Origin of the sequence: Compostibacillus humi (assembly GCF_014637175.1) — a bacterium.
Classification (GTDB): domain Bacteria; phylum Bacillota; class Bacilli; order Bacillales; family Amphibacillaceae; genus Oceanobacillus; species Oceanobacillus humi.
The window spans coordinates 16,107-29,808 of record NZ_BMEV01000018.1 but is presented as its reverse complement, the minus strand read 5'-3'; the positions used below and the strand labels follow the sequence as shown (position 1 = coordinate 29,808).

General features: G+C 38.5%; 10 protein-coding genes and 1 CRISPR repeat array. Of the genes, 8 read left to right on the top strand and 2 right to left on the bottom strand.

What is annotated here, in order from left to right; translation table 11 throughout:
• The first annotated feature begins 33 nt into the window (after window positions 1-33).
• The 5 genes from IEV18_RS06430 to IEV18_RS06410 all read left to right on the top strand — a co-directional run bounded on the left by IEV18_RS06430 (window position 34) and on the right by IEV18_RS06410 (window position 5,942).
• Window positions 34-216, top strand: coding sequence for a cold-shock protein (locus IEV18_RS06430; RefSeq protein WP_188391564.1), 183 nt, complete (start codon window positions 34-36; stop codon window positions 214-216).
• A 231-nt stretch (window positions 217-447) separates the two neighbouring features.
• Window positions 448-3,612 carry a type II CRISPR RNA-guided endonuclease Cas9 gene (gene cas9, locus IEV18_RS06425; protein WP_188391563.1) on the top strand — a complete coding sequence of 1,055 codons (3,165 nt, stop codon included), beginning with the start codon at window positions 448-450 and terminating at the stop codon, window positions 3,610-3,612.
• 149 nt (window positions 3,613-3,761) lie between these two features.
• Window positions 3,762-4,661, top strand: a complete 900-nt coding sequence (gene cas1 / locus IEV18_RS06420) for a type II CRISPR-associated endonuclease Cas1 (RefSeq protein ID WP_188391562.1) — start codon at window positions 3,762-3,764, stop codon at window positions 4,659-4,661.
• Window positions 4,609-4,974 carry a CRISPR-associated endonuclease Cas2 gene (cas2, locus tag IEV18_RS06415; protein ID WP_308421550.1) on the top strand — a complete coding sequence of 122 codons (366 nt, stop codon included), beginning with the start codon at window positions 4,609-4,611 and terminating at the stop codon, window positions 4,972-4,974. Before cas1 ends, cas2 begins: the two co-directional genes overlap by 53 nt.
• Window positions 4,971-5,942: a hypothetical protein gene (locus IEV18_RS06410; protein ID WP_188391561.1), complete on the top strand. Its 972-nt coding sequence runs from the start codon at window positions 4,971-4,973 to the stop codon at window positions 5,940-5,942. The genes cas2 and IEV18_RS06410 overlap by 4 nt, the downstream gene beginning before the upstream one ends.
• Window positions 5,943-5,958: 16 nt before the next feature.
• A CRISPR array of direct repeats spans window positions 5,959-7,573; the repeat unit is 36 nt; unit sequence GTTTTGGTACTCTCCTGATTTTTGGTATAGAGAAAC.
• Window positions 7,574-7,767: 194 nt separating this feature from the next.
• Here the strand turns inward: IEV18_RS06410 and IEV18_RS06405 are convergent.
• Window positions 7,768-9,048, bottom strand: a complete 1,281-nt coding sequence (locus tag IEV18_RS06405) for a sensor domain-containing diguanylate cyclase (RefSeq protein ID WP_188391560.1) — start codon at window positions 9,046-9,048, stop codon at window positions 7,768-7,770.
• A 262-nt stretch (window positions 9,049-9,310) separates the two neighbouring features.
• Here IEV18_RS06405 and adh point away from each other — a divergent pair, with 262 nt between their 5' ends.
• On the top strand, window positions 9,311-10,831 hold the full coding sequence (gene adh / locus IEV18_RS06400) for an aldehyde dehydrogenase (RefSeq protein WP_188391559.1): 1,521 nt from the start codon (window positions 9,311-9,313) through the stop codon (window positions 10,829-10,831).
• 89 nt (window positions 10,832-10,920) lie between these two features.
• On the opposite strand, the gene IEV18_RS06395 is transcribed toward adh, so the two are convergent.
• Window positions 10,921-11,865, bottom strand: a complete 945-nt coding sequence (locus tag IEV18_RS06395) for an AEC family transporter (protein WP_188391558.1) — start codon at window positions 11,863-11,865, stop codon at window positions 10,921-10,923.
• Window positions 11,866-12,113: 248 nt separating this feature from the next.
• Here IEV18_RS06395 and IEV18_RS06390 point away from each other — a divergent pair, with 248 nt between their 5' ends.
• Both IEV18_RS06390 and IEV18_RS06385 read left to right on the top strand, forming a co-directional pair.
• The gene (locus IEV18_RS06390) at window positions 12,114-12,479 is read left to right on the top strand and encodes a DUF779 domain-containing protein (RefSeq protein ID WP_188391557.1); all 366 of its coding nucleotides are present in this window, start codon (window positions 12,114-12,116) and stop codon (window positions 12,477-12,479) included.
• Between the two features lie 177 nt (window positions 12,480-12,656).
• Entirely contained in the window at window positions 12,657-13,691 is a 1,035-nt protein-coding gene (locus IEV18_RS06385; RefSeq protein ID WP_188391556.1) for a hypothetical protein, read from the top strand.
• Window positions 13,692-13,702: the final 11 nt, after the last annotated feature.

The window sequence follows — 13,702 nt, the reverse complement described above, 5'->3', positions numbered from 1 at the left end:
ATGTATCTAATATGAGAAAAAGGGGTTGCATTCATGTCATTTTCACGCGGACCAAAAGAACCGGTCCCTGAGGTGGAAACAAACGTATGGGCTTGTACAAGTGATGATTGCCAAGGATGGATGCGGGAATCATTCAGTTTTGCAAAGGAACCTAATTGTCCGTTGTGCAATTCTGAAATGGAGTTAGAAGTACGCATTTTACCCGAAATAAAATAGTGCGTTATATATTTCGTAATTTTAAATGAGATGTCAGGTTTTCTGGCATCTTTTTTATTGGCTTTATTCACTGATAAACAACAACAGGATAAAAGTATTGTGCAATTATTAATATACGCCAATTGAAGCAGGTAAATATATCCATTATAATAAAAGTAAGCAGTTACAGAATATTTTAATAAATTTTATTTATTTTAGAGAGGGGTGTCCTGTATGGGGAAAGTTCTTGGTTTGGATATCGGCATTTCATCTGTAGGATGGGGAATCATTGATCAGGAAACTGGGGAAATCATTGATGCAGGTGTAAGACTTTTTGAAGAAGCGAGTAGAAATGCAAATGAAGAAAGACGTTCCTTTCGTGGAGCAAGGAGATTAAAAAGAAGAAGAACTCACCGCTTAGAACGGTTAAAAGAATTATTTGATAGTTACAATCTATCGTGTGAAGGAATTGGTAAGTTCGATCCCTATGAAGCGAGGTACAATGCGATTTATAATGATGTAACGGAGGAAGAGCTTGTTGCAGGCCTCTACCACATTGCCAAAATGCGTGGTACAGTACTAGATTCTCCAATGGAAGAAGATGTTGATGAAGAATCATTGTCTACGAAAGACCAGATTGCATATAATAAGAAATTATTGCAGAACAAGTACATTTGCGAAGTACAATTGGAACGAAGAAAAACGGAAGGAAAAATTAGAGGACACAAAAATAGGTTCCGAACCCAGGATTATATAGAGGAAGCAAAAGCGATACTGAATAAACAAAGGAAAATACATACAAAGATAGATGATACATTTATAGAGCAATATATAGAATTAGTAGAGAGCCGCAGACAATATTATGAGGGCCCTGGATCTGAAAAGTCACCTACACCATACGGCCGTTTCTTTATTAATGAAAAAGGTGAACTGGAAGAAGTATCTTTAATCAATAAAATGAGGGGAAAATGCACTTATTTTCCGGATGAATTGCGGATTGCAAAAATGTCGTTTACTGCGGACCTATTTAATTTGCTTAGCAACGACCTAAACAAAATTCAAATCAATGGTGAGTATTTAACTTACGAGGATAAGAAATTTCTAGTAGAAAATTATATTAAAAAAGGAAAAAACATTACACTAAATCAAATTTTAAAATATAAAGGCGTTTCTAGTGATGCAGATGTAACCGGATATCGGATAGATGTTCGGAATGATAAACCTCTCTTTACAGAGTTTAAAGGATATAAAGAGATTAAAAAAATTGTAGAACAACACGATCTTCCGCCTGATATATTAGATGATATCGATCTACTGGATGATATTGCTGAAGTATTAACAGCAGAAAAGGCTTACCACCGTCGGGAAAAAGGACTCTTACGACTTTTTGAAAAATATGATGAAGAGACAAAAAGAAAAATTATCGACGCATTAAAAGAGTCGACAGCTTTTACCGGTTACCATTCCTTATCCAAAAAAGCGATAAACACTGTTTTACATGACTTATGGCATACAAATAAAAACCAAATGGAATTATTTGCCGAGCTAGGGCTAGAAGAAAAAAGATTATCAAGATTAAAGGCGAAAAATAAAATTGTATTTGATGATACGGCAATACTGAGTACGGTTGCCAAAAGGGCACATCGGGAAGCGATCAAAATCGTAAATGAAGTTAGAAAAAGATATGGAGAAATGGATTCCATTTTGGTGGAAACTGCAAGGGAAAAAAATAGTGAAGAAAAAGCACAAAAATATAAAGAATTTCAAAGGCAGACGAAGAAACACGAAAATGAAATGGCGAAATTATTAGGCGTAAAATCCCTTAAAGAATTAAAATTAAACAGTAAGCAGCACCTAGCATTAAAGTTATTGAGCAGTCAGGACTGGAAATGTATTTATTCCGGAAAATCTATTACTGCTCACGACGTAGTAAATAATCCTTACTTATATGAAATTGATCATATTATTCCAGTCTCCATTTCCTTTGATGACAGTCAGGCAAATAAAGTAGTCTGTTTGCATGGCGAAAACCAGAAAAAAGGACAAAATACCCCATTTCAATACTTTAGCTCAGGGAAAGCTTCCCGTACTTTTGAAGAGTTTAAGGATGAAGTTATAAGGCTATATAAAAGCAGAAAGATTACTAGCAAGAAAAAAGACTATTTATTAGAAATGCGGGATGTCAAATTTAACGAAGAATTACAAAGAGAGTTTATTAATCGAAACCTTGTAGATACCCAATATGCGATGAGAACCTTTTCAATGAATTTACGATCATTCTTTAAAGCAAATAATATAGACACCTCTGTCTTATCAATTAGAGGGTCTTTTACAGCAGCTTTAAGAAGACATGCTAAATTAAATAAAGAAAGGGAGGAGGGCTATGCCCATCATGCCATAGATGCACTTATAGTTGCGGCGATTGGCAAAATGCCCATCTTTGAGTTCTTTCATAAATTTGAGATGAACGAAACAGGTGCTGTGATTGATAGGGAAACGGGTGAAATATTAAGTGAAGAAGAAGTATTTGACAACCGATTTATTTCTTTTTTGCGCAACTTACAAAATTATGAGTCGAAAATTAAGTACTCCCATAAAGTGGACAGAAAACCTAATCGTACCATTTCCAATCAAACAATCTATACTACAAGAATGAAGGATGGAGATAAATATACGCTAGGAAAATATAGCAATATTTATGAAATGAATAAGAATGAAGTTAAGAAGGTAATCGAAAAACTGGAAAAGAAACCAGAAGACTTTTTAATTGCTAAACATAATCCGGAACTAATGGAGCTCATCCTAAAGATTATAAAAGAATATAAGTCTGCAGATAATCCTTTCCGGGCTTACAAGGAAGAACATGGATATATTAAAAAAGACGGAAAGGTACCTGTCAAAACGCTTCGCTACTATGATCAAAGACTAGGGGTGCATTTAGATATTACACATAAATACCCTGATGCACGACATAATGTTGTGCTAAAAAGTATCAAAAGCATTCGTATTGATTTGTATAAGAATAAGGATGGAAAATATAAGTATATCGGTGTCCCGTACTACTGGTGGAAACAAGAGGGAGATCGATACGTTTTAGATATGGACAGGTATAACATGGAAAAAATGCAGAGCTACAAGAAAATTGACGATAGCTATGAATTTGTTTTTAGTCTATATAAAAATGAAAGATTTGCTTTTGAAAAAAATGGAGAATGGCATGAACGGATTTTTCGCGGTGACAATAACCCAAGACAAAATAAAATAGAGGTTGATTTTGTTGACAGGAAAAAAGCTGCACGGAAGGACGGAATTTTAGCCCCATCAACATTTAGTCATGTTTGTAAGTATAAAGTTGATATTTTAGGAAATAAATATCTAGTGGAGAGAGAAAATTTCAAAAACTATTTACAAATATGACTAAATGGGGTATATTAATAGTACGATAGATTTAATTCTATCGTCTCTATACCAAAGATTGGGAGAACCTACCAAAATAAGGGTTTATCCCGAACGCAGCCCCATTTATTGGGGCTTTTTTATTTGGAAAAAAGGAGGTATAGGGTTCGGTGAGCTGGAGAATAGTATATGTTTCAGAAGCAGAAGAATTAAAGTTATATCTCGATAACTTGAAAGTAGTAAAGGGAGAACAGGAAGTATTAATTCCTCTCTCTGATATTCATACCATCGTTGTGGATAATAGCAGAACAGTAGTCACGGGAAAATTAATGAATAAATTAGCTGAATATCATATTCTCTTAATCATTTGCGACGATAATCACCACCCAAATGTATTTTCCTTAGGATTGTATAGCCATTATAGGGTTTATGGTGTTTTGTACAATCAGATAAAATGGGATCCTTCTATAAAAGAAAAGATGTGGCAAAAAATAGTCCGAATCAAAATAAACAATCAGGCATCTGTATTAGAATTTCTTGAAAAGGACAGATCAGTTATTCAGCGATTAAGAAATATGGCCGATAATGTAACACTAGGTGATTATGATAATCGCGAAGGACATGCAGCAAAATTATATTTTGACGAATTGTTTGGGGCGTCTTTTAGAAGACGAAGAGGTGCCGTAGACTCATATAATGCTGCATTAAACTATGGTTATATTGTATTAAGAGCATGTGTTGCCAGAACAGTCGTAGCTTATGGTTTACATCCGGCATTTGGAATAGGGCATCGTAATCAGTTTAACGCATTCAATCTGGTGGACGATTGTATGGAAGTATTTAGACCGATTATTGATATTTGGGTTGCTACAACAGTTGAAGAGGAAGATTACTTAACTTTAGAGATGAAGCAGCAATTAATAAGTCGCTTAAGTTCAAAAGTGAGGATAGGCGGTCAGAATCAAACTGTGTTAAATGCAATCGACTTATTTGTGCAATCATTCATTAAATCAATGAATGAAAACGATACTAGATTACTGGTGTACCCGGAGAATGGCATCGCCGTATAAAATTATGAGACTGCTGTTATTTTTTGACTTGCCTATGACGACGAAAGAAGAGCGACGAATATATTCTAAATTCAGGAAATATTTAATCAATAATGGATTTACCATGATTCAATTTTCAGTGTACGTTAAAATCTTCCCAAATAGAATAAGCTTGTTTCAGTATATTGAAACTTTAAAAAGGAACTTGCCGAGCAGGGGATCGATCAGAATAATGGCCGTTACAAACAAACAATATGAAAAGATGTTAATTTTAGTCGGTGATAAAACAATCCAGGAAGAAAATATTACAGAGGATCCGTTGGTGATATTATGAAAATATGGTCAATTGAATCAGATAATGGAAATTTTGATATCGAAACAAATAACATAACCATTTTGTTTGGTGATAATATCAAATGGTTTCATCTGATAAGGCAAATAGATGATTTTTTTAACAATCGCTATTCAACCGTTAAAATTTATGAGGATGCTCAGTTAATGAATAAAAAAGAGTGGGATTGTCACTTTATTCCATTCGATGCGCATATTCAATTAGATAAAATAACTACGAAATCTCCATTGTTTAAAATAAGAGAAAATGCTGCTGAACAGCTCACTTATTCGCCCTTATACAATGAATTGCTTGATGTTTGGAGCGGGCTGAATGATGAGCTTGTACTATTTAACCAAAAGTTAAAAAGATGGGGTATTCAAGCAACCTTAAGGGAAACAGGGACAAAAGTTTTTTCAGAGAATATTGTATTTTTTCCTATAAAAAAAATGAAACCGCTGGATTATAAAAAATTGTTTTTGAATATTATTGTTGATAGTCCCTTTGAGAATAATAATTTAATTATTTTGGAATTGCCCGAATTATATACCGATGAAGAGGAAATGGATACGTTTTGCGAGTATATAAAAGAGTTGGCAAATAAAGGTTATCAAATTTTTATAGTAACCAATACAAAATTCAAAGCAATGGGCAGGAAAGAAAGCTGGAATTACTGTATAATGGATGTAATAGTAAATCATGCAGTAATTGAGCAAAGAAAGAGTAAAATAATAAATGATTTGCCATTTTTCTGTGAGGATGCGCTATTTGAAACAGCAAAAGAATTACTTTTTAAAGTTGTGGATAACTCCATTTCATTGCATGAATTAAAGCAAATAATTGATAAAAATTATGACTCAATAGTAACAATAATTTTTGCCATCCTATACAATTTAGGTATTGAAATCCCTTATGAATTGGAGGATCTAGAACCAAACCTCAAAATGTTTTTACGGGAATATAAGTCATAGTCGAACAAAAAATGAGGTTTTGGTACTCTCCTGATTTTTGGTATAGAGAAACGATAAACGTAAAAGCCAGTATCTGGCATTAGTTTTGGTACTCTCCTGATTTTTGGTATAGAGAAACCACTGTTAGAAGCAGAGTATATTATCACGGGTTTTGGTACTCTCCTGATTTTTGGTATAGAGAAACTTACTCTAATCGATAACGGCGAATCCGTATGTTTTGGTACTCTCCTGATTTTTGGTATAGAGAAACTGAAAGATAATTATGGAATTCGTAAGATAGTTTTGGTACTCTCCTGATTTTTGGTATAGAGAAACTTTATAAAAAATAACAATGGTCGTTTGTTGTTTTGGTACTCTCCTGATTTTTGGTATAGAGAAACATCAAATCGGGCAATCAATAATAAAAGCTAGTTTTGGTACTCTCCTGATTTTTGGTATAGAGAAACTTTAAATGGTTACTGTAACCATTACATCAGTTTTGGTACTCTCCTGATTTTTGGTATAGAGAAACATATCTTCCAGAAAGCCTTTCAAGGACTAAGTTTTGGTACTCTCCTGATTTTTGGTATAGAGAAACAACTTTTTATTCAAGGAGGTTAAAAAATGGGTTTTGGTACTCTCCTGATTTTTGGTATAGAGAAACGTTTTACCTCTGATAAAAACTTTTTTATAGGTTTTGGTACTCTCCTGATTTTTGGTATAGAGAAACTAAGGGAGAGGGTAAGTAATGAAAATCAAGGTTTTGGTACTCTCCTGATTTTTGGTATAGAGAAACCCGTAGAAGCACAATTTCAAAGTGTTCTTGGTTTTGGTACTCTCCTGATTTTTGGTATAGAGAAACGGAAAATAAAACAGCTGCAGGAACAAGTAAGTTTTGGTACTCTCCTGATTTTTGGTATAGAGAAACGAATAAACGCATAAATACGCAAGTAACATGTTTTGGTACTCTCCTGATTTTTGGTATAGAGAAACAGGGGTTTGCCATTTCAGGCAAGCCCCCTTGTTTTGGTACTCTCCTGATTTTTGGTATAGAGAAACTAGATACGGTCCTAACTTTTATAAGGATGAGTTTTGGTACTCTCCTGATTTTTGGTATAGAGAAACAATGCCGCCCCCCGAATAACCATCGGGTTAGTTTTGGTACTCTCCTGATTTTTGGTATAGAGAAACCCTAGAATTTGTTCTTGTTGGTACTGGGTGTTTTGGTACTCTCCTGATTTTTGGTATAGAGAAACTGCCCTTTTCAAATGTTGAGTATGATTTTAGTTTTGGTACTCTCCTGATTTTTGGTATAGAGAAACTATATAACGTAGGTATACCAAGCTTAACGCGTTTTGGTACTCTCCTGATTTTTGGTATAGAGAAACTATACTAATCTCTAAATCTTCTTTCGTTGTGTTTTGGTACTCTCCTGATTTTTGGTATAGAGAAACAAAATATCGAACATCGTAGAAAGCGAAGCAGTTTTGGTACTCTCCTGATTTTTGGTATAGAGAAACAGGATGTTAAGGAGCATAGCGAAGCAAATCGTTTTGGTACTCTCCTGATTTTTGGTATAGAGAAACTTCAGGATTGGCATGGTAAGTATGGACAGTGTTTTGGTACTCTCCTGATTTTTGCTATAGAGACACATTTTTCAATTCCTCATAGGTAAGAGTTTTGGTACTCTTCTAATCTTGGTATAGAGAAATAGTGAGTGAATCATACTCATATTTACACTGGCTTATATCAAGCCTTTTTTTATTTGTCAAAAAAATTTAGTGCAGGACCCTGCATTTTTCTTTGCAAAGTCCTGCACTATAATTTTGATTTTTGCTTACCTACATCACTCCGCCCCAGGCCTATACATTGTCACTTGATTCCTTCCGTTTTTCTTTGATAGATATAACGCCTGGTCCGCCATATGAATGAAATCGTTTATCTCCATTCTGTCTGTAGGAATAACAGTAGCAACACCAATGCTGATGGTGACGCAATCGCAAATGTCTGAAGAAGCATGGGGGATGTTTAAATCCATGACCGCCTGCCGCATTCCTTCAGCGATACAACGGGTTTCCTGTTCCGTCCGATTAATCAGGATAACAGCAAACTCTTCTCCGCCGTATCTGGCGGCAAAATTAAGGGAGCCCCCTTGAAAGGTGCGGAGGCAGTGGGAAATTTTTTTCAGGCATTCGTCTCCTTCCAGGTGACCGTACGTATCATTATAATTCTTAAAATAGTCGATATCGAAAAGGATTAAAGACAAACATTTTTGCTCCTTTTTTGCCGTATTCCACTCTCGCTCTAAATATTCGTCAAAATACCGTCTGTTAAACAGCCCTGTCAATCCGTCCGCATTGGCCTCCGTTTTTAAAGTATGGAAACTGGAAGACAGTTCCTCCCGCATTTGATCTACATTTCGAATCAGTTCAGATAATTCGTCCTTTCGTTCGTAGACCGGAATTTTTTTGGAAAAATCATGTTTCGTATACGCAGTAACACAATCATTTAAATGAATAATCGGTCTGACGACAGATTGCAACACTCTGTAGTTAATATATACATTAATACATACAATGGCGATGATGCTTATCACGAGACTGACAAGTGTAATTTGTATGCCTGTTTGCATTTTTTCCCGGACAACAGTTCTTTCCGCTTCAATATGCTGGAAAAACACTTCCGAAGACAGCCGGAACTCATCAAGGGCTTGCTTACCAGCAGACAATAGCTCAAGGCTTGGTGCTTCGCCTTGCTGGGACATCTCGACCAAAGGCTCCCCGTAATGATGATGCCAATATTCACCTTTTTCAATCAGTTCTTTAATTTCAGCAGTTAAACTTGGATATTTAATCATCAGTTCCGCTAGTGCTTTTGAGCTTTGAGAAAAATCTTCCATTCCCTGATAATAAGGTTCCAAAAAGGAAGGGTTATTCGTTAAGTTATATCCCCTTTGCCCCGTTTCCTGATCGATGAGAGAGTTATGCAAAACGTTTACCGATTCATCGATTTGATCTAAAATTCGCTGTCCTTGAATGTTCTCATATAGGAAAAAACGAACGCTAATTACGCTTAATATCGTTAATACGATAATAGCCATTGCTGAAACAGTAATAGATCGCAGCATTCGATTTCCCAATTTTCCTAGGTATTTTGAATACATGAAGCCTGACCAACACCTTTGACCTATTAAATTCTACCGATATTTTATCATATTCATAGTAATAAAGAATGATTATACTGACCAATTCATAGAATGTTCAGTTATTTATTTGTGATTGAACTATTTAATGGTAAATCTGTCATTTTCCTATCTCCAGCTGCATATACGTTAGAATAGGACAGCCCATGACTTTCATCGCAAATAATAAGGAAGAGGGGGAATGTTCATGCGGTACAAAAACCCAAATACGGACGGTGCCGTCATCCACTTTAGAGAGCGGTACGATAACTTTATCGGAGGAGAGTATCGTCCGCCGGTAAAAGGGATGTACTTCGAAAATGTCAGTCCGGTGACAGGGGAGGTGTTTTGTGAAGTAGCACGTTCGACAAAGGAGGACGTGGATCTTGCTGTTGCGGCAGCCCATGCGGCAAAGGACGAATGGGCGCGGACTTCGGTGACAGAGCGGGCCAATATTTTGAATAAAATTGCCGATCGCATCGAAGAAAATATGGAAATGCTTGCTGTTGCAGAAACGTGGGATAACGGGAAAGCGGTGCGGGAGCCGTTAGCTGCAGATTTGCCGCTTGCTGCCGACCATTTCCGGTATTTTGCCGGAGCTATTCGCGCCCAGGAAGGCGGCATCAGCCAAATTGATGATGACACGGTAGCCTATCACTTCCATGAGCCGATTGGGGTAGTGGGACAAATTATTCCTTGGAACTTCCCGCTTCTCATGGCGACTTGGAAACTTGCTCCAGCTCTGGCGGCCGGAAACTGTGTCGTATTGAAGCCTGCAGAACAAACACCGGCATCGATCCATGTTTTCCTCGAGCTCATCCATGATCTGCTGCCGCCGGGTGTTGTCAACGTCGTAAACGGTTTTGGCTTGGAGGCAGGTAAACCAATTGCAACCCATTCGGGCATCCAAAAAGTGGCCTTCACGGGTGAAACGACGACAGGACGGCTTATTATGCAATATGCTTCAGAAAACTTAATCCCGGTAACGCTCGAGCTTGGCGGTAAGTCACCAAATATTTTCTTTGCTGATGTAATGGACAAAGATGACAGCTTCTTGGAAAAAGCTGTTGAAGGCTTGACGATGTTTGCTCTCAACCAAGGGGAAGTATGTACTTGTCCGTCCCGGGCGCTCATTCATGAATCAATTTATGATGACTTTATGGATCTTGCCTTAGAACGGGTGAAACAGATTAAAATTGGACATCCGCTTGATACCGAGACGATGATGGGAGCCCAGGCATCCACGGAGCAAATGGAAAAAATCACGTCTTACCTTGATATCGGCAAGCAGGAAGGAGCAGAAGTACTGATTGGCGGAAACGTGAACAAGCTGGAAGGGGAGCTTGCCGGCGGCTATTATGTCCAGCCGACGATTTTCAAAGGGCATAACAAAATGCGCATCTTCCAGGAAGAAATTTTCGGTCCGGTTCTCTCGGTAACGACCTTTAAGGACAATGAAGAAGCATTGGAAATCGCCAATGACACGCTTTATGGCCTGGGCGCCGGGGTCTGGACGAGAAATATCAATACAGCGTATCGTTTTGGCCGGGCGATTCAGGCTGGCCGTGTCTGGACGAACACCTACCACCAATATCCTGCCCATGCGGCCTTTGGCGGTTACAAGAAGTCGGGAATCGGAAGAGAGACGCATCAAATGATGCTCAGCCATTATCAGCAAACGAAGAACTTGCTCATTAGCTACAGCGAAAAACCGGCAGGATTATTTTAAACGAAACGGCTTTTACCAACTGTACGTCAGTAAAATGGGCTCCATTTTGCTGACGTACTTTTTTGGGCAATGCGGCGGCTTTTTTTCGGCTAAAAAAAGTGGTGTACCCATTGCAACACAGCATAAAGCAATGGAATGGTAACGATACAAAGAAGGGTGGATATTAAGACTCCGAAAGAGGCGAAGGAAGCATCTCCGCCAAACTTTTGCGCGTAGACGGATATCGTTGATGCGCTCGGCATTGCAGAGGTCAACACGGCGATTAAAATTAGCGGATAAGGTGTTTGAAATAGGAAGAATACGAGCAAAAATAATGGGATGATCAGCAGCTTGCAGCCGGCGGCAATCCAAATATACATATTTTTGCTATAACGGCGCAGTTGCTCCTTGTTTATATCTGCCAACAAACTTCCGATTAAGATCATCGATAAGGGAATGGTCATTTTTCCCACACTTTCAAACGTATCCAAAATCGGCGTTGGCCACTGAAACGGGAGGAAAAGCATCACTACGCCGATAAAGGTAGATAAAATGCCGGGATTGAAAAACAACAGTTTCCAGTCAATATTAGGATTGTCCTTTGTAAATAAATAAATCCCATAGGACCAAATTAATATAAGGTAGAAAACGTTAAAAATCGTTAAGTAAATGATACCCTGCTCCGCCAACAAAATATACGCAACGGCAAAACCCATATACCCTTGATTTCCAAAAATAATTAAACTTTCATAAACTGTTTTTTGGTCATCTGGCAAATTGGCCTTCATCCTCAGCCATGCGGCGGCAACAACGAAGATGCATATGATAAAAACAGACATGACGACAAGCCAGGTGAAATCGGAAAGCAGCTTCACCGAAAAAGTTCCATCGAGGGAATATAAAATTAATGCGGGCAAAGTGATATAGAGCATAAGCTGAGTAATTACGTTATTCGCCTGAGGAGGAAGGACTCCCATTCTCCGGCTGGAAAAGCCGATCAATCCCATAATATAAAGGGGAATCATCGCTTGTAAAAAGGCACTTGTAGATAGCACAGAATTCTCTCCCTTCCGTCTCCTTTAGCATATGAAGATAACGAAAAGAAGGTACACATTTGCCTATATGGAGATGAAAAATGACTAGACGCTTTGTGCGGCCCGCGTTATCAATGATTTCAGCCTTTAATCGTACAAACTGAAACCGCCCTGTCCAAATTGGTCAAAATCCCACTTTCCTTTGCATAAGTATGAATAGGAAGGTAATTTCTGACAAAGAAGTTTTCCGATGAAAGGAGGAGAGGCGGATGGTTGCCCGTGTTACTGCCACGGATGCAGCATTGGCGCTCATTGAAAAGTTAAAAGCAATTCATGGCCCGCTAATGTTTCACCAGTCCGGCGGCTGCTGTGATGGAAGCTCGCCGATGTGCTATCCCCGGGGTGAATTTCGGACGGGAGATTCAGACGTATTGCTTGGGGAAATCGGGGACACCCCTTTTTACATGTCAAAAGATCAATACGAATATTGGAAACATACCCAGCTAATTATTGACGTAGTAGACGGCAGGGGAGGGATGTTTTCTTTAGAAGGTCCCGAAGGGAAACGGTTCCTGACAAGATCGAGAGTGTTTACGGAAGAAGAACGGAAAAAATTGAAAATGCTGGAAACGTGAACTGTAACCGCAGGAGAAACAGAACAGCTCCTGCGGTATCTTTTGCCGTTTCATTAAACCGAAGAGAAGAAAGGATGCACTCCATTTTTGTCTATGTCATAAATTATTGTATGATGGACCTGACAGGAGGGGGGCGGATCCCCCACGGAAAGAAAATTTGATAAAGGATGTGTCTCCTTGAAAAAGTATTATTACGCCGCGGGCAATACATCAGCCGGTTTTGTAAATCTGATTAAGTCGAATGTAGATTATTTGAAGCAAATCATCAGTCTGAAGCACCCTTCCCATCGCTTAAAAACAGCGATTTTGCAAGAAATTATCGAGACGTATGAACAGAAGGAACCGATGGAAATATTGAAAAGTTCGTTGGGGGAAGCATATATAGACGGTGTCATTTTGCCGCAGAAATCGATCGCTATTTTGGATAATTACATGACGAAGGAACTCGAAGATGTCGTCGAATTAGATTTGGAGCGATTTTTTCCGAAACAGCCGCCGAAAAATCAGGAGTTATACGCTGCCTATGAAGGGAAGCGGAAAGAAGCTTACGACAGCTTTGCGCAAGGGTTAGCGATTCACGATGACCTGGAAGCGATTTACGTCCGGGAAATGGATTTTGCCAAGGCAGACCGGCTGGCGGAACGGTTCATTGCCGAACTGGTAGCAGCACAGCCGGATAAAAATAAGAAATCCCGGATTACTTACCGGTTTTTTGGCACGAACACGAGGGACGGAGTCGTCAACGTCGTTCCCCATATTATCGAAAGTATTCCGAAAGTGTACTATATAAAAGGGCGTGCCGGAACAGGGAAATCCACCTTTATGAAAAAAGTTGGCAATGCTTGTTCGGCAAAAGGGTACGATGTCTTCCTGTACCGCTGCAGTTTTGACCCGAACAGTCTCGATATGGTCCACGTGCCTGAACTTGGTTTTTCCATGTTTGACAGTACGGAACCCCATGAATTTTTCCCTGGACGGGAAGGCGAGGAAATAATTGACCTATACGAAGAAACCGTAACACCAGGAACCGATGAAAAATATGCCGATGAAATCGGGAAAATCACCCGCCATTACAAATCCTTTATGAAAAAGGGAATAGTCTATTTGAAAGAAGCGGGGGAAATTTTTGACCAAATCGAGGAAACGTACCCCTTTGACGAAGAAACAAAAGGAAATATCGCTTCCTTTATCCTGACAAAAGTCATTTCCTGAACAAGAAAAAG